General features: G+C 32.2%; 17 protein-coding genes. 12 read left to right on the forward strand and 5 right to left on the reverse strand.

All coding sequences use genetic code 11. The annotated features are described in order from the left end of the window. Positions 1 to 300 precede the first annotated feature (300 nt). From ABYI63_RS00985 to ABYI63_RS01000, 4 genes are all read right to left on the reverse strand, one after another. Positions 301 to 756 carry an N-acetyltransferase family protein gene (locus tag ABYI63_RS00985; protein ID WP_372752480.1) on the reverse strand — a complete coding sequence of 152 codons (456 nt, stop codon included), beginning with the start codon at positions 754 to 756 and terminating at the stop codon, positions 301 to 303. Between the two features lie 66 nt (positions 757 to 822). Then, entirely contained in the window at positions 823 to 1,746 is a 924-nt protein-coding gene (locus ABYI63_RS00990; protein WP_372752482.1) for a septum formation inhibitor Maf, read from the reverse strand. 135 nt (positions 1,747 to 1,881) lie between these two features. Further along, complete coding sequence (locus ABYI63_RS00995) at positions 1,882 to 3,444, reverse strand: right-handed parallel beta-helix repeat-containing protein (protein ID WP_372752484.1); 1,563 nt, start codon at positions 3,442 to 3,444, stop codon at positions 1,882 to 1,884. A gap of 84 nt (positions 3,445 to 3,528) precedes the next feature. Continuing rightward, positions 3,529 to 4,425 (reverse strand): aldose 1-epimerase, encoded by an 897-nt coding sequence (locus ABYI63_RS01000; RefSeq protein WP_372752486.1) that lies wholly within the window; start codon positions 4,423 to 4,425, stop codon positions 3,529 to 3,531. Positions 4,426 to 4,856: 431 nt separating this feature from the next. On the opposite strand from ABYI63_RS01000, the gene ABYI63_RS01005 reads away from it, so the two are divergent. The 11 genes from ABYI63_RS01005 to ABYI63_RS01055 all read left to right on the forward strand — a co-directional run bounded on the left by ABYI63_RS01005 (position 4,857) and on the right by ABYI63_RS01055 (position 19,950). After that, positions 4,857 to 5,594, forward strand: coding sequence for a (Fe-S)-binding protein (locus ABYI63_RS01005; protein WP_372752488.1), 738 nt, complete (start codon positions 4,857 to 4,859; stop codon positions 5,592 to 5,594). 3 nt (positions 5,595 to 5,597) lie between these two features. Then, the gene (locus tag ABYI63_RS01010) at positions 5,598 to 6,962 is read left to right on the forward strand and encodes a lactate utilization protein B (protein WP_372752490.1); all 1,365 of its coding nucleotides are present in this window, start codon (positions 5,598 to 5,600) and stop codon (positions 6,960 to 6,962) included. After that, positions 6,959 to 7,540, forward strand: a complete 582-nt coding sequence (locus ABYI63_RS01015; protein WP_372752492.1) for a lactate utilization protein C — start codon at positions 6,959 to 6,961, stop codon at positions 7,538 to 7,540. The genes ABYI63_RS01010 and ABYI63_RS01015 overlap by 4 nt, the downstream gene beginning before the upstream one ends. A 54-nt stretch (positions 7,541 to 7,594) precedes the next feature. Continuing rightward, entirely contained in the window at positions 7,595 to 8,437 is an 843-nt protein-coding gene (kduI, locus tag ABYI63_RS01020; protein WP_372752494.1) for a 5-dehydro-4-deoxy-D-glucuronate isomerase, read from the forward strand. Between the two features lie 282 nt (positions 8,438 to 8,719). Continuing rightward, entirely contained in the window at positions 8,720 to 13,699 is a 4,980-nt protein-coding gene (locus tag ABYI63_RS01025) for a translocation/assembly module TamB domain-containing protein (protein WP_372752496.1), read from the forward strand. Then, positions 13,686 to 15,974: a BamA/TamA family outer membrane protein gene (locus ABYI63_RS01030; RefSeq protein ID WP_372752498.1), complete on the forward strand. Its 2,289-nt coding sequence runs from the start codon at positions 13,686 to 13,688 to the stop codon at positions 15,972 to 15,974. The genes ABYI63_RS01025 and ABYI63_RS01030 overlap by 14 nt, the downstream gene beginning before the upstream one ends. Positions 15,975 to 16,120: 146 nt before the next feature. Continuing rightward, entirely contained in the window at positions 16,121 to 16,939 is an 819-nt protein-coding gene (locus ABYI63_RS01035) for an MlaE family ABC transporter permease (RefSeq protein WP_372752500.1), read from the forward strand. Beyond that, positions 16,939 to 17,682, forward strand: coding sequence for an ABC transporter ATP-binding protein (locus tag ABYI63_RS01040; protein ID WP_372752502.1), 744 nt, complete (start codon positions 16,939 to 16,941; stop codon positions 17,680 to 17,682). The genes ABYI63_RS01035 and ABYI63_RS01040 overlap by 1 nt, the downstream gene beginning before the upstream one ends. 70 nt (positions 17,683 to 17,752) lie before the next feature. After that, positions 17,753 to 18,475, forward strand: coding sequence for an MlaD family protein (locus ABYI63_RS01045; protein WP_372752504.1), 723 nt, complete (start codon positions 17,753 to 17,755; stop codon positions 18,473 to 18,475). Between the two features lie 5 nt (positions 18,476 to 18,480). Continuing rightward, positions 18,481 to 19,338, forward strand: a complete 858-nt coding sequence (locus tag ABYI63_RS01050; RefSeq protein ID WP_372752506.1) for a mechanosensitive ion channel family protein — start codon at positions 18,481 to 18,483, stop codon at positions 19,336 to 19,338. Positions 19,339 to 19,416: 78 nt separating this feature from the next. After that, positions 19,417 to 19,950: a YSC84-related protein gene (locus ABYI63_RS01055; RefSeq protein WP_372752508.1), complete on the forward strand. Its 534-nt coding sequence runs from the start codon at positions 19,417 to 19,419 to the stop codon at positions 19,948 to 19,950. A 147-nt stretch (positions 19,951 to 20,097) separates the two neighbouring features. On the opposite strand, the gene ABYI63_RS01060 is transcribed toward ABYI63_RS01055, so the two are convergent. Continuing rightward, positions 20,098 to 20,283, reverse strand: a complete 186-nt coding sequence (locus tag ABYI63_RS01060; protein ID WP_372752510.1) for a CsbD family protein — start codon at positions 20,281 to 20,283, stop codon at positions 20,098 to 20,100. 219 nt (positions 20,284 to 20,502) lie between these two features. Here ABYI63_RS01060 and ABYI63_RS01065 point away from each other — a divergent pair, with 219 nt between their 5' ends. Next, positions 20,503 to 20,742, forward strand: a complete 240-nt coding sequence (locus tag ABYI63_RS01065; protein WP_372752512.1) for a Rho termination factor — start codon at positions 20,503 to 20,505, stop codon at positions 20,740 to 20,742. The last annotated feature ends 54 nt before the right edge of the window (positions 20,743 to 20,796 follow it).

A 20,796-nucleotide genomic window follows, 5' to 3' on the forward strand; every position in this document is an offset into this window, starting at 1 on the left:
AATAGTATAAAAAGAGAAAATCCTGCATTAAGTAGGATTTTTTCTTTTTATGGCGTTTTAACACGCTTTCACTACTCGCTCCCTTCTTCGGCGGGGAGCTCAAACAAGCCGTTCAATCGTTAACGCAGCCACCAGCTAACATAAGTTCTAATTCCAATGTCATGGCCAAGGAGGAACCATTGAAACCATCTCATAAAACCCTCGTTCTTGCTAACTCAGTGAAGTAATTTCATTATAATAGTAGTATAAATAGTAAATAGATTGTTTCGTGCCTCGCAATGACGTATTACAATGAAATTCTTATTTAAAATGCAATTTCATGCCTTCATGCGTGGCTTTAAAGCCTAAATCTTCGTAAAATTTGATAGCTCTAGGGCGCTGTTTATCACTAGTAAGTTGTACTATCTTAGCACCCTTGTCTTTGGCTCTCTGTATGGCCCATTCAAACATTTTTTTACCAATCCCGAGTCCTCTTTGGTCCTTTCTAATAATAACCGATTCTATTTGCGCTCTTAGTGTACCACAATAATTTAAATACTGAATATAAGTTATCTGTAGGGTGCCAATAATTTCAGAATTTTCATTTTCAACCACAATAAGTTCTTGATTTTCATCTGAATTTATTCTTTCAAAAGCTTTTAAATAGGCTATAGGTAGTGGGTTTTGGACATTTTCTCGGTCTTTCCCAAGCATATCATCAGCCATCAGTTCTACTATCGCTGCAAGGTCTTGTTCAGTTGCTTTTCTAAAAATCATTGGTAATAATCTAATTAAAAATTAAAATTTTTTAAAGGGGATAGCTAAGGTAAAATACAGAGTCATTTATTTAATTAGCTGCATTTCCCTTCTTTTTGCTTCATCGGAATTGCTTTTTAGTTGCCAATATGGCTCGTTTATGGTCTTTTTTAAGCGAGCTTCAGTTATTTGGCCATCACCATCATCTTCTGTCCAAGCCAGTATTTTATAAGGGAATTCTTTTTGTACATCAATAGAAACCTTCCTTTTGTAATTCAAATATTTAATGTTGTATTGAATTGTAGTATCTGTTGTTGTTTTACTAATTATAGCCTTTGCTGCCTTCATTTTATTATGAGTAAAACGACTATAAATAGTTGAAAATATCAAATCTAATTCTCCTTCAGGCAATTGGCCATTATTTATACGAATTCGGGTCATTAATTCGTCTTCCAAAAGTGTTACTGGAAGGTTTGTTTCAGTGTCTCCATCAGCTTCAAAATATGAGAATTGTTGAACGAGATAACTATTTTCTTTTAGGTTTAATTGTGTAAACGTTTGCCCGCACCATTCTTGAATGCTTGTATTCAGTTTTAATGTATGCGGATGTTTTCTTGAATCAATTGGAGTGAAAGTTGTATTAATAATAGAATAATCATAAATGCCCGTGGTGAATCGTCTAATTTGATTTAGTTTCATAACCGATACTTTATCGGATCCAGCTTCCTTTGCATTGTCTAATTTTACTTGTTTGTTTAGCGAAAATGGTTCGGTAACAAATACTAAAATCACTTCGCCATCACGGATTTCTCCATAGCGGGATTGCTTTAGCTCATAGCTATTCAACTCGGCTTTTCCTGAATACCAATAATTATTAAACTGATTTTTAGAAGATATAACTTTATGTTCTTTTATGGGAGTTAACTGTTCATTTTTAGATTTTTTATCTGAATTACAAGCAAAAAGTGAAATAAAAGTTATAAAACACGCTGTTTTTAATTTTTGATTCATAAGTTTTTAATTGTTTTTTCTTCAAAGGTTTTTACTTTGGAAAACTAAAAGTATTTTTTAGTAAACCACTTATGTTATTTTCTAAAATAAGCAATATTTTTTGTAAAGTCTAAAATTGGTGGGTTAAATACCGTATTAGTCCTCCTCCGGAAAAACAATGTGCTGATACGCCCCAATATCGGGCGTGGCTGTTCTACTTACATTTAAAATATCAAAAGGCACCTGTGTTGCAAAGGAGGATAGCCCCTTGTTTATGGCTGCAGAGGTTTTACCGATTATTAATTGATTTAAATCCGTGTTATAGAAGTTCGGGTCTTGATTAAAAATGTTTCCTTGGTAGTGGTTTGTATCGGTTAAATCGTAATTAGGCCCAGTTAAATTATTATATCTATTATCAAATCTAATTAAACAATTTGTGAATTTAAAGTTAAAAACCACGGCGGCATCTTCAATTTCATCTAATAGAATTTCGGGGTTATCATTACCGTAAATGATACAATTATTAAAATTAGCTTCGGTTAAATTAGTAACAATCACATTATCATCTTCATCCGTAATAAAATTGTTTAATAATACGGAAGGAAATTGTCTGGAGCCATACCAATAATTAGCAATGGTAGAATGGGTAAAATTATATTTTCCGCCAAATGTTCCAGCAAATGAGGATTGACCTGAGTTATTAATTACCACATTTTCAGCTGTAATTGAGGTGTTTCTACCTAAAATTCCGAAGCTACTATTATTATAAATTTGTGAATTGGTGATTTTTAGTTTTTCGGTTGCAACGTTGGCATCTCCATCACACAAGATACCTATGGAAGCATTTTTAATGGTAGCATAATTTATAGTATTATTCAGGCTGCCTTCAAAAAACCAAATAGTACCCCATTGTCCTGAAATTTCAGAAAAATTAGGTTCCAATCTGTCACTTTCAAAAATGACTTCATTTTCTAAAAGCTTTTGGTCTGTACTTAAACTACCATTTACGTTTAAGGTGGCGCCTTCAGAAATTAACAACCCTGAGTTTTCATGAAAGTGAATGCGTGCACCGGCATTAATGGTTAAAGTTTCGCCACTAGGTACAGCGGCAAAACCATAAATAACATAGGGTTTGTCTTTGGTAAAGGTCAGTTCGTTTGGTTGTAACTCACGGCCTTGAATGTCTGTTTCTACCTCGTCACCATTAATATCAATTTTAAGTGTTTCAATTACTTTTGTGGCCGTATCTCTGTTTGGATAAATGAAAACGGCGTCTTGAACAAGTGTAACCAATTCTACTTTTTGAAGATTCGTACCAGCATCAAACTCTATTTGGTCGGTATATAGAAAGTTGCCGTTTGGGTTTGAAAAATTGTTGTAGTCAATCGTGGTTTCTACAAAAATAAATAGACTATCGTTAGCAAGTATTTGTATGTTTTCAAAGGCCTTTCCTGGTAGTCCGTCTACATTTAATCGGTAATTGGACGCATTTCCTAAAGCCAATTTTATGGATGGAATAAGAATGTCGTTATTACTTTTATTATAAACTTTTAGGTTGTAAGTACTGGAACCAATGTTGGTGAAAACGGTATCTAAATACACCGTGTCTTTAGAAAATTGAAGACTTCCAGTGCTTGGAGAAAATTCAAAATCTTTCCGGCAGGAACTCCAAAGCATTAAAAAAATTAGGGTTAATACTAAATAAATGGAACGCTTCATTAGGGGCTGTTGAGTTTATTTAATTAATTATCAAAAATATAACTTTTGAAATTATATTATAGTAATTACCTGCTAAAACTAAGGTTAAATTAATTTCACTTGCCAGTTTACTTTATAATTATGGTTTGGTTTTAAAAGTTGCAAGCCTACTTTATTATTAAAACTATCTGATACACCTGTGGTAGGTTCAATAGCTATAACATTTACTTTTGGAGGCGTGTAAAGCTGTAAAAAGTTTTCATTAGAAGAAGCGCTTATTTGAAGAGCAAAATCGGGTGTATTAAACTGTGTTTTATTACTATTTAATATAAAGCAATCGTCTAAATTTTTGTCTTTTACTTCAAAAACAGGGATGTTTTTAATAGTTTTGGTACCCGTTGTAATACACCTTTCATCTAAAGTAAATTGCGTATCACAATCAAAATTTAAAGTGCTCTCAAATAAATTACTCGTGCTAAAATAAGGATGCCAACCTAAAGTAAATGGAAATGTTTTAGAATCGGTATTTGTTACAAGTACATTTATATCTAAACTAGAATCCGTTAAAATATATTCTAATTCCAAGGTGTAGGTATATGGAAAACCTGCAGATTCATTTTCTTCCACATAAGTTAGTGTTACAGAAGCCGAAGTTTCGGTTGTTTTCTGTTCTTTTATTTGGAAAGTTTTATTGTAAACTAAGCCGTGTAAGGCGTTATTGTTACCAGGTTCGTTAATTTCAAAGTGATATTCTTTTCCTTCAAACGTATATTTTCCATCTTTAATTCTGTTGGCAAATGGAAATAGGATGGAAGATGCGTACGTGTTATTATAAGTAAGTGGTGTCAAATCTTCGATAATAGTATGACCATTTAGAGTTAATTCCTGTGCACTAGCTCCTAAGTTTAAATATATTTTTACAAAAGTGCTATTATTTGCATTTTTAAGTTCAATAATAGTGTCTTGATTGGTTGTTTTTTCGGTAGTCTTAATTGTGTACAAGTTGTTGGATTTATGGTTCAGACAAATATATTAAATACACTGCAAAGGGTTGATAGAAAAGAACTACTAAATCTGTAAATAATTTTAAAATTAAATTTAGTTTGTACCCCAATATTTGGTTTAAAACTATAAATTTACGAGAATTTAATTTTTTTCCATTTATTAGAAAAAGTGTGTAAAATAGGGTAATAGTTTTAATGTAATCGTTTACATTTGTAATTATTAAGCCAAAAACACCTAAAATAGTTAAAATTAAATTGTTTTTTTTAACCTAGCAGAATAGGGGATTCAATAATTAATGCGTCCAAATCATAAACATAGTATGTTAAACGATTTTGATTATTATAGAGCTAACATAGCTTGTTCAATAATTAGTTTTTTGTGCTTTTTAGTTATTGGTATTTCCGATATAAAATTTAATAATACATAGAATGAAGGTAGGTTTATTTATACCATGTTACATTAATCAATTATATCCGCAAGTAGGTATTGCCACATTAGAACTTCTTGAAAAATTAGGAGTTGAAGTGGATTACCCGATGGGACAAACCTGTTGTGGACAACCTTTGGGGAATTCTGGATACGAACAAGATTCAAAAGGTATCTGTCAGTTATTTGTCGAAAATTTTAAAGCTTATGATTATATAGTAGGGCCTTCAGGAAGCTGCGTATATCATGTAAAAAAGCATTTTGATATTTTAGAGCAAACAGACGATGTAAAACGAGTTAGAAAAAATATTTACGAATTATGTCAATTTATTCATGATGTTTTGGGAAGAACCGATGTAGGAGCATCCTTTCCGCATAAAGTTGGCATTCATAAAAGTTGTCATGGGTTACGTGGTTTACGATTGGGGTCCTGCTCAGAACGAATGGACGCACATTATTCCACCGAAGAAGATTTACTTAATAACGTAAAAGGTTTAGAACTAAAAACGTTAAACAGGCCAGATGAATGTTGTGGTTTTGGAGGTACATTTTCAGTATTTGAAGAAGCCATTTCCGTAAAAATGGGAAAAGACCGCATTCAAGATCATATTGACAGCGATGTAGAGGTTATTACGGGGGCAGACCATTCGTGTTTAATGCATTTAGAAGGGTTAGTAAATAGAAATAAACAGCCTTTAAAGGTGATGCACATTGCAGAAATTTTAAATAGCAGTATCTAAATTATGGCACACGCAGACGAAGCAGCAATATTTAATAAAGACGAGGCAAAAGTTAATTGGCACGATAAAGCACTTTGGTTTGTTCGACAAAAACGAGATAAATCGGCGCACAATGTGCAAGGATGGGAAACGCTTAGAGATTTGGCATCGGCCATAAAAGCGAATGTACTTTCCAATTTAGATGATTATCTTATTCAATTTGAAGAAAATGCCAAAAAGAATGGGGTCACTGTTCATTGGGCAGCCGATGCAGAAGAGCATAATAAAATTGTGCATAGTATTCTTCAAAAAACGAATGTAAAGAAGGTAGTTAAAAGTAAATCGATGCTTACTGAAGAATGTCATTTAAACCCGTATTTGGAGGCAAATGGTATTGAAGTGGTCGATACGGATTTGGGTGAACGCATCGTTCAATTAGCAGAAGAGCCACCAAGCCACATAGTGTTGCCAGCAATACATAAAACGAAGGAAGAAGTTGATGTATTGTTTCAAGAACATTTAGGAACCAAGCCAAGTAATGGCGATCCACAATATTTAACAAACGAAGCTAGAAAACATTTACGCGATAAATTTTTAAAAGCAGATGCTGCTATAACTGGTGTTAATTTTGCGGTTGCAGAAACAGGTGGTTTTGTAGTGTGTACCAATGAAGGAAATGCCGATATGGGTGCGCATTTAGCCAAAGTTCATATTGCTTGTATGGGTATGGAAAAGCTAATACCGCAGGAAAAACATTTAGGTGTTTTCTTAAGGTTATTGGCAAGAAGTGCAACCGGACAACCAATTACAACCTATTCATCGCATTTTAATAAACCAGCTAAAGGCACAGAAATGCATATCGTGATTGTTGATAACGGTAGAACCGAGCAACTTAGTCGAGAGGATTTTAGAGCGTCCTTACATTGCATTCGTTGCGGAGCATGTATGAACACCTGTCCTATTTACAGGCGAAGTGGTGGGCATAGTTACAAAGCCACAATTCCAGGACCTATTGGTTCCATTTTATCGCCAGGCAAAGATTTAACAAAACATAGTTCGTTACCATTTGCTTCCACTTTATGTGGGTCGTGTAGCGATGTATGTCCGGTAAAAATCAATATCCACGAACAATTATACAAGTGGCGACAAATAATTACAAAAGATGTTCCGCAGCCGGTAGTTAAAAAAACGACCTTAAAAATGGCAGGACGTGTTTTAGCTAGTTCTAAAATGTATGGTATTGCAGGAAAGTCTGCACGTTTTATGTTAAAACACATGCCGAAGTTTATAATTTACTCCAAGTTAAACGCCTGGGGAAAAGCAAGAGATTTGCCTGAAGTTAAGAATAGTAATTTTGATGAATGGTATAAAAACAGACAAAAGAAATGAGCAGAGAATCCATTTTAAAAGCCGTAAAACAAAACAAACCTACATCTTTGCCATTACCGGAAATTGATTTAAATGTGTTTGCTGAAGATAAGGATTTGGTAAAAACATTTATTGGTAATGTTGAATTTGTTGGAGGAAGGGCTGTAGAATTAGACGACATTAAAAATTTAGATATAGAAATAAAGAAACTATATCCTAATGCATCAAAAATTGTTTCCTGTACCAAGGCCTCTGGTTTAGGAAGCATTTCTATTTCAGAAAGTACTGATCCTCATGGATTAGAAGCTATCGATTTAGCTATAATTCATGGAGAATTAGCTGTTGCCGAAAATGGTGCGGTTTGGATTGCTGAAAATGATGTTACCCTAAGAGTGCTACCTTTCATTACAAACGATTTGGTTTTAATTGTAAATAAGAAAGATATTCACTTGCATATGCACAGTGCTTTTGAAGCCATTTCAAAAAGAGATAGAACCTTTGGTGTGTTTATATCGGGGCCTTCAAAAACAGCAGATATCGAGCAATGTTTGGTAATTGGGGCACAAGGTGCTGTAAGCTTAACCGTCATTATATTGTAAATTACAATTCACTAAATAAATCAAGTAAATTAATAATAATTAAATTATAAAATTATGTCTATTAGTTATGAATCACGTTATGCTTCTAGCCCACAAGGGGTTATAAGTTATAATACAACACAGTTAAGAAATGAATTTTTAATTGAAAACCTTTTTGAGTCTGATAAAATTAACCTAGTGTATTCTCACTACGATCGTTTTATAACTGGAGGAGTATTGCCAGTAAATAAACCACTTACTTTAGAAACTATCGATCCGCTGAAAGCACCTTATTTTTTAGAAAGAAGAGAATTGGGTATTATCAATATAGGTGAAAGTGGTGTAGTAACTGTAGATGGCACTGATTACGAAATTAACCATAAAGAAGCGTTGTACGTAGGGCAAGGAAATAAAAGTGTTGTTTTTGCTAGTAAATCTAGCAGTAAACCTGCTATGTTCTATATTAATTCAACACCAGCGCATAAGGCGTATCCAACAAAAAAAATTGGAACGGATGATGTTGAAGTGATTGAATTAGGTTCGCCAGAAACGGCCAATGCTCGTACCCTAAGAAAATATATTGTAAACAGTGTGGTTGATGTTTGCCAATTACAAATGGGTATGACTTCTATAAAAGTAGGAAGTTCTTGGAACACGATGCCTGCGCACGTACACGATAGAAGAATGGAAGTTTATTTCTATTTTGAAATTCCAGAAGGACAATCCGTTTGTCATTTTATGGGTGAGCCACAAGAAACCAGACACATTTGGATGCAAAATAACCAAGCGGTAATTTCACCACCATGGTCTATACATTCGGGTTCAGGAACAAGTAATTACTCATTTATTTGGGGAATGGCAGGTGAGAATCTAGATTACGGAGATATGGATGTGTGCAAAATTCCGGAATTAAGGTAATACATCTTCTATTAACTATATAAACGTCCTTGAACATTGTTTAAGGGCGTTTATATTTTTAAGTCTATTGAAGAAATATATTGAGATAATTAAAAGCAGTTTTTTATTCTTAAAAATAGTCTTCAACCAATAAAATTAAAATTTTGAAAGAATTCATAATAATTGTATAAATAGTATAGCAATTTTAAGGAATATCTTCACCAATTATTTTTTCAATAAAAATAAGTTGAATAAAATTAAATCAAAGTAGTAATTTTATATAAGAGTATTATAAAACATTGAATGGTTCTATTAAAGAAAGTAGCTAAAATAATTTTAAAAATCCTATTAACTTTTATAGCGATTTTTTTGTTAGTTGTGCTTGCGCTACAAATACCTTTTGTTCAAAATTATGTAAAAGATAAGGCGGTTGTATTTCTAGAAGAAACCATAAAAACGAAGGTTGAAGTTGGCTCTATTGAAATAGGTTTACCAAAAAAAGTAATTCTTCGTGATTTCTATTTTGAAGACCAACATCGAGACACCTTGTTGGCCGGAAAAACGCTGAAAGTAGATATTAGCTTACTAAAATTACTAAGTAATACCATTGAAATAAATGCCATCCATTTGGAACGTATTACAGCCAATATTAAAGTCAATGCCGATTCGGTTTATAATTTCGATTATATCATAAAAGCTTTTGAAACAGATGAGCCAAAAACTAATGATAACCCGATGGAAATTGCTATTAAAAACATCAATCTAAACCGTATTAAATTCACTTACCAAGATGCGGTTTCTAAAAATTACATCGACTTATATATTAATCATCTTGATACTAAAATTAGCAAGTTTGATTTAGATAATCTTTCTTTTGGTGTACCTGATATCAATTTAGAGGGCTTAAAATTAAGTTATAATCAAGAACCTATTGAAGTGTCGAATAAAGTTTCTGAAATAATTGATGATGATAATGAAACAGAAATAAAGCTTTTAAAATTGAATTTGAAAAACATTAATTTAGATAATATTAATGTAAAGTATAAGGATGTTATTGCAGGCATTGATACCGAAATTCAGTTTAAGAATTTAAATACGGAGATTTCAAAAATCGATTTAGAAGAGCAACTCATTGCGGTAAATACAATAACATTAAACCAAACTAAGGGTGACTTTACATTATTAAAATCACAAAAAAACAAAGAAGAAACTGTCGAGAATACTTCAAATTCCTTCTGGAAAATTAATTTCAATGATATTTCAATCACACATTTCAATTTCGGATTTAGTAATAATAATGCAGTAAAAGTAAGTGAAGGAATTGATTTCAATTATTTACAATTATTTGACTTAAGTGTAAAAGCAGAATCAATTGTCATAAATGACACTACCTATTCAGGCAATATTGAATCATTTCAATTTAAAGAACAAAGTGGGTTTGAGTTAGAAGCTTTAACAACGAGTTTTAATTACGGAGCTAAAAGCGCCTCTTTGAAAGACATGTATTTAAAAACGCCTCAAACCATACTGCAAAACAGCATTCAGGTTTCGTATCCTTCCATCGAATCACTTAGTGAAAATCCGGAAAACTTAGTGGTTAATGCGCGTTTAACAGATAGTAAACTTGGCTTTAAAGACGTTCTATTACTTGTACCTCAATTACGCACTAATCCTGTTTTTAGGAATAATGAAGCTGCCGTTTTAAATTTCAATTCTATATTAAAAGGAAGGTTAGATAATTTAAATATTGACACTTTTAATGTAAACGGATTAGGAAGTACTTATTTAGACATAAATGGTAGCATAACCGGACTACCAAATATGAATGAAAGCATTTTTGATATTGCTGTTGTAAACTTTAAAAGCTCATCCAAAGATATTTATGCTTTTACTCCTAAAAATACGATTCCAGACAATATTCAGTTACCAGAAATTTTTAATTTGAAAGGACATTTTAAAGGAGGTATTAATGATTTTAAAACGAATATCCTACTTGAAAGCCCATTTGGAAAAGCTATAGTCGATGCCTCTTTCAATCAATCCCGAAAAAATGAGGAACAGTATCTTGCAGAAGCTAGTTTGGATAATTTTGATTTGGGTAAATTAATTAAAAACACCAAGGTTGGTAAAGTGACTGTGAATGCTTCTCTTAAGGGTAGAAGCCTTGATCCTGCGCATATGCAGGCAGAACTAAATTCCAAAATTGCTACAGCTAAATTCAATAATTATGATTACCAGAACATCGTAATTGGTGGTAAAATTGATAATGGATTATATGATGCTAATGTTAAATCTGATGATCCAAATATTAATTTTAATTTAAATGCCAAAGGTTCTACAAATCCAGAAAAACCAAATTTGGACTTGAAATTAGATTTAGAATTAATTGATTTAAATAAGCTAAATCTACATGCAGGTCCTTTAAAAATGAAAGGGAATATAACTGCCAATTTTGAAGATTTAAACCTCGAAAATTTAAATGGTACCCTTAGCGCTAATAATTTCTTAGTAGCCTTAGAAACTGAGCAATTCCCTATTGATACTATAAGCATAAGAGCTATTTCTAGTATTGAAAAAGATTCTATAATATTAAAATCGCAATTTGTTAAAGGAATAATTTCTGGAAATTACAATTTATCAAACATTGGGGATCAGATAACAAATTCCATTTCAAAATATTATCAATTAGAGAAGGCTTATGTTAAGAATGATGAAAAACAGAATTTTGATTTTGAAGTTACCGTTAAGGACAACCAAATCACTAAAAAAATTATCCCTGAACTTACAGAATTATCTGAAATTATATTAAAGGGGAGTTACAATACGGTGAACGACTCCATGGCGTTAGATGTTATTATTCCAAGATTGAGCTTTGCAAACAATGAAATTTCTGGCGGTATTATAAAAGTTAGCTCCGAGGCTAATGCATTACAGTATAATTTAACTTTAACAAAGATAAAAAACAGCCAATTTGAGATAGCAAAAACGACTTTATTTGGTAAGGCAGAAGCTAATACAGTTGATTATTCATTACTTGTAAAAGATGCATTAAATAAAGATAAGTATAGCATCTCGGGAGTTTTTAAAGATAGTTTAGGGAGTTCCCATATTAGTTTCAATCCTGAAAAATTTCTTCTGAATTATAATGATTGGAATATTGACAAGAATAATCGTATAAAAATAGCTGACAAAGGGATTCAAATTTCAAACTTTAAAATTGAGAATAAGCAACAACGCTTTTCTTTACAATCCGAAGGTGATGAAGTAGATGCACCGATTACAGCCCATTTTGAAAATTTTAATTTAGAATCTTTAACTAGTATAGCACAATCTAATTTTCAAATAGGGGGCGCTATAAACGGTGAGGCTACCATTAAGAATGTAAATACAAGCCCTTTATTTGTTGCCGATTTAAATATTGAAAATTTTAAAATTAAAAATGATACGGTAGGTACCATTAATTTAAAAGTAGATAATGGAACTGCCAATTTATACCAGGCAGATATGACATTGTCGGGATTAAATAATCAATTAACTATTAATGGAAATTACAATGTAAGTAATGAGAATTTAAACTTTGTTGTAGCTATTCAAAAGTTGCAAATGCAATCCATTCAGCCATTTACGTTAGAAAATTTAGATGACAGTGAAGGTTTTCTAAACGGAAAATTAACTATTAATGGCATAGCTTCTAACCCAACGATTAATGGTAATATTAAATTTAATGATGTGGGTTTTTTGGTGGTTCCTTTAAATTCAAAGTTTAATTTGCTTAATGATCAAATCACTTTTAATACCAATCAAATTGGTTTTGATGATTTTAAATTGCAAGATGAAAATGGGAATCCTTTAAAGATAAATGGTGTTATTGATAGTAAGGATTATAACAATTTAGGGTTCAATTTAAATGTAATAGCCAATAATTTTAAGGCTGTGAATTCAAAAGCAAATAGTAATGATTTATTTTATGGTGAATTATTTTTAGATAATAATTTAAACATCAAAGGCACATTAGATAATCCTGTAGTTGATGGTACCTTAAAAATAAATGCGGATACTAAATTTGCTATTGTTTTACCGCAAAGTGATCCATCAATAGCCGATAGGGAAGGTGTGGTTGAGTTTATCGATCAGGATCAGCCCATACTAATTACGGCTGATAATCCCACAACTGAGATTACACAAACAGAAGTTAGGGGCATTAATGCTTCGGTAAACATTGTTGTAGATAAAAAAGCTGAAATATCTATAATTATAGATGAAGCCAATGGTGATTTCTTAAAACTACAAGGAGAAGCCGAACTAACAGGAGGCATTGATGCTTCAGGTAAAACAACACTTACGGGTAAATATGAGTTTAGTGGCGGATCGTATGAAATGAATTTCAATTTAATAAAAAGAAAATTCGATATCAAGCCAGGGAGTTATATTCTCTGGACCGGAGAACCAACCACTGCAAATGTGGATATCACAGCTATTTATAATGTAGAGGCTTCCCCCTTAGACCTGGTTGATGACCAATTATCCGGTATAACAGATGAAACTCGTAACACCTACAAACAAAGAATTCCTTTTGAAACCGAATTAAAAATGAAAGGTGAATTATTACAACCTCAAATTTCATTCGACATTGTATTACCTGAGGAAAACAATGCTGTTTCAACTGAAATTATCAATACAACACAAACCAAATTAGAACAAATTAGGCGCGATGAAGATGCGCTTAACAAACAAGTATTCGCTTTGTTGTTACTAAATCGTTTTATAGGTGAAAACCCTTTCCAAAGTGAAACCGGTGGCGTAAGCGGAGCTTTTTTAGCAAAACAAAGTGCTAGTAAAATTTTATCACAACAATTAAACAATTTAGCAGGAGACCTAATAAAAGGTTTTGAATTGAATTTTGATCTGGAAGCCACCGAAGATTATAGCTCCGGACAAAAAGAAGAACGAACCGATTTAAATGTTGGCTTATCAAAACAGCTCTTAAATGACCGACTGAAAGTTACTGTGGGTAGCAATATTGGTCTGGAAGGTACGCCCCAAGAAAATCAACAAGCTTCTACAATCGCTGGAGATGTAACGGCCGATTACTTAATTACCGAAGATGGTCGTTATAAATTCAGAGCTTATAGAAAGAATAATTATCAGGTAGCTTTACAGGGTCAGGTTATTGAAACAGGAGTTGCATTCATCATCACAATGAATTACAACAAGTTTAAAGAATTATTTCAAAAGAATCGTAAAGACAGAAAAAAAGACAAGAAAAAGAATGAAACTAAATAATAGCATTTTGTTAGTTTTTACAGTTTTAATGCTTTTGAGCTGTAGCGGTACACGTAAAATTCCAGAGGGAGATTTGTTGTACGTAGGGCATTCTATAGCTATTGAAAGAGGAACGGAATCTAAAAAAATAAAAAAAGCAATAGAATCTGAATTAGATGCCATAATGCGTCCGATTCCTAATAAATCCTTTTTAGGAATGCGTCCAAGTATCTTCTTTTACAATTTGGTTGGGGAGGTGAAAAAAGAGAAAGGTTTTAAATACTGGGTAAAGTATAAATTAGGTTCAAAACCAATATTAATGAGTCAAGTTGATTTGGAATACAATAGAAAAGTAATTCAAAATTATATTGAAAACAAAGGTTTTTTTAATGCAGAATCGTTGGCAGATTCTATTAGAAAGGGTAAGAAGGCAAAAGCTAAATATGAAGCGAAATTGCATAACCGATATAAAATTAGATCGGTAGTTTTTCCAAAGGACAGTTTACTTCTAAGCAAGGAAATAAATGTTTTGAAAGAACAAAGTCTTCTAAAACCAGGAAACCCTTATGATTTAGATGAAATAAAAAACGAAAGAACAAGAATTGATGCTAAATTAAAAGAACGGGGGTTTTACTATTTTAATGAGGATTACCTCTTTGTTCAGGTGGATAGTACTGTAGCCAGCCATGAAGTGGATTTACTATTAAAACTAAAAAAGAATATTCCTGAAAATGCTAAAATCCAATACAGCATAAATGATATTTACGTCTATCCGAGTTTTAATTTGAAAAGAGATACCATTGCCTCTAGAAAAATGGATACGATTAAGTATAAAGACCTAACAATTATTGATAACAAAACTGTATTCAAGCCATTCATATTTGATAAAACCTTGCTGTTTGACAAAGGTGATTTCTATAATAGAACAACTCATAATTTGTCTTTAAACAGATTAATAACATTAGGTACCTTTAAATTTGTGAAAAATGAATTTAAAGAAAATGATTCCATAAAAAATCTATTGGATACCTACTATTATCTAACACCCTTACCTAAAAAATCAATCCAAACAGAAGCTTTAGCCAAAACAAACTCAGCCAATTATTCAGGAACCGAATTAAATATCAATTGGAGTAATAGGAATACGTTTAAAGGAGCGGAACTTTTAAAAATATCAGCTTTTGCTGGCTTGGAAGTTCAGGTATCGGGTCAGAATAAAGGTTTTAATGTATATCGATTTGGTGGCGAAACTAGTTTAATTTGGCCACGTTTTATTTCCCCAATAGCTATGAGTTCAGGTAGCGCTTATGTTCCAAACACCAAGGCTTCTTTAAGTTACGAGTATCAGCTAAGAACAAAACTGTATTCATTAAAAACATTTAATAGTTCTTTTGGGTATGTTTGGAAAGAAAATGAACGTAAAGAGCATAATTTAAACGTAATAAATATTGCTTATACGTCTTCAAACAATGTTTCCGATTTATATAAGTCGCAAATAGAAGACAACCCTTCCTTACAAAAAGTAATAGATAAACAATTTATATTAGGTACAAATTATTCTTATACCTACACTAATACCATGTTAAAGAACAGAAAAAACAACATCTATTTTAAAGGAGAAGTTGATTTGTCTGGAAATTCAGTTGGGTTGTTGTTGGGAGCTAATAATGCAGATAATCCTAAACGTATTCTAGGGGTGCCATTTAGTCAATACACCAAATTAGAAATGGAGTTTCGTCATTTTTATCATTTTAGTAAAGAAACAACTTTGGCTAGTAGGATTATTGTGGGGGCTGGCATTCCATTTGGCAATTCTAAAGAAATGCCATTCATTAAACAGTTTTTTATTGGTGGAACTAGCAGTGTTAGAGCTTTTAGAGCGCGGTCCATTGGTCCGGGAACCTTTAATGGCAACGAGGTTACTAACTCATTTTTACCAGACCAATCTGGAGATTTGAAATTGGAATTAAATACGGAATTACGAACAGATATTTACAAATTTATAAAAGGCGCCTTATTTGTAGATGCTGGTAATATCTGGCTTTTAAATGAAAGCGCAGAGAAACCTGGTTCTAAATTTTCTAATCAGTTTTTAAACGAATTAGCAGTTGGTGCTGGCTTGGGATTACGATTTGATTTTAGTTTTTTAGTACTGCGAACAGATTTTGCATTTCCATTAAGAAAACCATATTTGCCAGAAGGCAATAGGTGGGTGATAGATGATATAAATTTTGGAAGTAACGGTTGGCGACAAGAAAACTTAGTATTCAATTTAGCTATTGGATATCCGTTTTAGGTGTATTTTTAATGTTTGGACACAACTTGTTTACCAAATTCATTATCAGAGTTTTTTCATTGATATTTTATAATAATTGATTAAAATCTTGTAATTCTTACCATTTAAAAGCATGTAATTTTATTGGCATATTCAATTGTAAGATTATGCCTGAAGAATTACATAAGTCAAACGATACTTTTTTTAATAAGCCTTCTTTTATCACTTCCCTAAAAGATAGAAGTATTTTGTTTTTTGTAGATGTTTCTAATGTGGTAGCTTATTTAAATACTGTTTTAAGAAACCTTTTCACCAAAACATTTGAGTTTCAAGAATTTTTAAAACAATGTTATCAAATAGGAAATAAATCGGTTGGTTTAATTTCTATTACAGGTATTATTGTTGGGTTGGTATTAACTATTCAATCTAGGCCTCCTTTAGTTGAGTTTGGGGCAGTAGCGATGTTGCCTGGAATGGTCGCCATTTCTATAATCAGGGAAATGGGTCCAGTAATAACGGCCTTAATATGCGCTGGAAAAATTGGCTCTAGTATGGGAGCTGAACTAGGCTCTATGCGTGTAACCGAGCAAATTGATGCTATGGAAGTTTCTAATACGAACCCAATAAATTTTTTAATAATCCCAAGGGTACTAGCTGCAACTTTCATGATTCCTCTTCTAACTTTATATGCCGACGCTATTGGAATTTTTGGAAGTTGGTTAGGCATAAACATTAAAGATAATGTGAGTTTAGCCTTGTTTTTAAACCAGGCCTTTAGCCAGGTGGAATTTATTGATGTTATTCCTGCCGTAATAAAATCATTCTTTTTTGGGGCGGTTATTGGTTTAGTTGGGTGTTACAAAGGTTTTAATGCAGGCAGAGGAACAGAAAGTGTTGGCGTTGCAGCAAATTCAGCGGTAGTAACGGCTTCTTTATTATTAATAATTGTAGACTTAATTGCTGTACAAATAACAGATTTATTCTAATGAAGAAAAACGAAAACAACATTGTAATTGAAATTAATAATCTAACAAAGAGTTTTGGTAGTCAAAAGGTTTTGGATGGTATAAATCTGCAACTTTTTGATAATGAAAACTTGGTTGTTTTAGGAAAATCTGGGTCTGGAAAATCGGTTTTGATTAAGTGTATTGTAAGTCTTTTAAAACATGATGAAGGAAGTATAAAAGTGGGGGATTACGAGCTTACCGATATTAATGAGGATGCATTAATTGAAGTTCGAAAAAAAATAGGATTTCTTTTTCAAAGTGCAGCCTTATATGATTCCATGACGGTTAGAGAAAACTTAAAATTTGCGCTAACTAGATTGAATGAGACATTTTCGGAAACAGAAATGAACGATAAAATTGAAGAAGCTTTAGAAAATGTTGGAATGCCAAATTCAATTGATAAAATGCCTTCGGAATTATCTGGTGGGATGAAAAAAAGAATTGGGTTAGCAAGAACGCTAGTAGTAAACCCGAGCATCATTTTATACGATGAACCAACCACTGGATTAGACCCCATAACATCCAGTGAAATAAGTAGTTTAATAAACGAAACACAAGCGAAATTTAAGAATTCGTCCATTATTATTACTCACGATATCAATTGTGTAAAAACAGTAGCGGACAGAATTGCCATGATAAAAGATGGAAAAGTGTACAAAACAGGAAGTTTAGAGGCCTTCATGAATGAAGACGATAGCTATATCCAATCCTTTTTTAAATGAATAATTAGTAGCATTATAAATTAAAATTCCATACCAAATTCGGATAAATAATAACAAAAACTATCAACAAATGAAAACAAATAAAAACGCATATAAAATTAAACTTGGAATATTTGTATCCATTGGGATTTTAATATTATTTATAATTATTTTTTTTGTTGGAAGTAATCAAAACTTATTCAGTTCCAAGTTTAAAATAAACACGAATTTTCGAAATGTATCCGGACTTCAGGTAGGGGGTCAGGTACGTTTTTCGGGTATTGCCGTTGGCACCATCGAGAGTGTAAGTATTGTTAATGATACTACAGTAAATGTTGTAGCCTTAATGAATAAGGATGTTAAAAAATTCATCAAAAAAGATAGTAAAGCTTCCATTACATCCGAAGGTGTTATTGGCGATAAGCTTTTAATGATTTCTCAAGGAAGTCCAAGTGCTCCAGTAATAAAAGAAGGTGCTTACATACAATCTGTAGAACCAGTTGAGTTTGATGCTATTTTGTCGTCCATTAAAATTACAGCTGAAAATGCCGAAGTCATCACCGATGAGTTAGCAACCATGCTCATTGATATAAATGAAGGCGAAGGAACTTTAGGGAAATTGTTAAACGATGAAGGTGTTGCCCGTGATATGGAAAAAACGATGGAAAATTTAAGGCAAGGCTCCAAAGGTTTAGAAGAGAATATGGAGGCCGCCAAAAACAATTTTTTACTAAGAGGTTATTTTAGAAAAAAGGAAAGGGAAAAGGAAAAAGCTAGAGAAGCGGCTGAAAAAGAGGCAGTAAAAAATGAATAAAATTTATGGATAGAGAAATACATATATTTAAAAAATCAATTCACCAATCTTGGTTAAACTTAGTGGCTCATTTACCCAAAATAATGTTGTCTATCGTTATTTTCATAATTGGATTATTACTAATTAGATTAATAAATAAATATGCAAAAAAAATCATTATTTCTAAATCCAATGATCCGTTAATTGCGGACTTCATTCTAAGTGTTATTTCACTTGTATTAACTGTGATGGTATTTGTAATAGCTTTAGGTATTTTAGGTTTTGATGACATAACAAACAAAATTTTAGCTGGAGCCGGATTAACCACCTTCATCATTGGTTTTGCATTAAAAGATATAGGCGAAAATTTTATTGCAGGTATTCTTATGGCATTTCAAAGACCATTTAGAATTGGGGATTTAATTGAAATTGATGGTATCAAAGGACGAGTAATTGAAATGAGATTACGCTCTACAACCCTAAAAACACCCGATGGTATAGATGCCTATATACCGAATGGTTCTATTTTAAAAAACAATCTAAAAAATTATACAATAGACGAGCTAATGCGCCATGAATTCATCATTAGCGTAGGTCACGATGACAGGATAAACCACGCTATTAAACTAATAGATTCCTTGTTACATAAAAATGAATTTGTACTAAAAATGCCAATGTATTCGGTTTTAGTTGATAAAATAGAAAATGATATCGTTCATATTTTAGTTCATTTTTGGTACAAGACTGATGAGGTAAAAGCGCCCGGTGGTAAGCTTAAAACAGACTTACAATTAACTAGTTATGCAGTACTAAAATCGGAAGGATTTACTGTGCCTACAACTACAATTTCTATAGAGCATATTGCAAAGAAGCAAATGGATTAATAATTAGATTTTTTGGGTTACTGTTCTGAATTTCAATGCAGTAAATTTGATTTATATTAATAATTAAAAAATTAAATTATGAAAACTTTAAAAAAATTTATGATAGTTTGTGTTCTGATGGCTTCTGCAGGTGCAGTAGCCCAAAATGATAAGGACAAAGAAGTTATGGCCGATGCAGAAAAAGCCAAAAGTACGCTTATAATGAAAGATCCAGGCTTGGAAACCTTGTTTAAAAAAGCTTCTGGATATGCTATTTTTCCAAATGTTGGCAAAGGAGGTTTAATTGTAGGTGGAGCAAGTGGTAATGGTGTTGTTTATGAAAATGGAACAGCCGTTGGAATGACTTCGTTGAAAAAAGTAAATATTGGTCTTCAAGCAGGAGGACAATCTATGATTCAGGTTATCTTTTTTGAAACAGATGCTGCTTTAGCCAAATTTAAAAAAGCCAATTATGAATTTTCTGCCGAAGCCTCTGCTGTTGTTGCTGAAGAGGGAAAGTCTGAAAATGTAAGTTATTCCGATGGGGTGTTAATTTTTACATTGCCTAAAGCTGGTCTTATGGCCGATGCTTCCGTTGGTGGTCAAAAATTTGAATACCACCCTTTTCAGTAATAAATCCCTTTAGTGTAAAGGAAAAGGTAGACTATGTTGTCTACCTTTTTTTTTAACCTTATTTAATTATTTGTTTAAAAGCTAAAAATAAATAACCTCCTAACGTTAATTAGGAGGTTATTGCTATTAATGGATAGAATTTAACTTCTACCACGACTCAATTTCTTTTTTAATTTCTTCTTTCTTTTTACCTGTTTTTTCTTGAAGTCTACCCAACATTTCGTCAAATTTTCCTTCAGAATAGGTTAAATCATCATCGGTAACATCGCCATATTTTTGCTTAAACTTACCTTTAATTTGTTTCCATTTTCCTTCTATTTGATCTTTGTTCATAATTTTAAATTTTAATTAAACGAATTCTTTTTTCTGATTATAAAATTACATAAGCTACTCAGTTATGCTTAACTCAAATGATTTATTTATTGATGCAATTGCCGGTAAATCAGCTATTTGATTAAAGTTAAAATATTATGCAATAGCGTTAACGAATTGGATTTTTTATATTAAAATTTGGGTTATTAGTAAACTATGTATCATTAAATTAAAAGCGTAATGGGAATTCCAAGTATAAAAAATGAAGACCAATATGAAGCACTTCGTGAGAAAGGCTACAGCAAGGAAAAAGCGGCAAGAATAGCCAACACCCCTAATGCGGGAAAAAAAGGAGGAAAAGCGAAACCTTATGAAGAAAGGACAAAAAAAGAATTATACGTACAGGCAAAAAATATTGGTATTTCTGGGCGCTCTAAAATGAATAAAGGGGAGCTTATTACTGCCTTGAGAAACAATTGAAATTTAAACTGCTACATTAAAACTTATTTTGATTTTTTTACAACTATTTGTATA

It is taken from the genome of Mariniflexile sp. (genome assembly GCF_041583155.1).
Taxonomy (GTDB): Bacteria; Bacteroidota; Bacteroidia; order Flavobacteriales; family Flavobacteriaceae; genus Mariniflexile.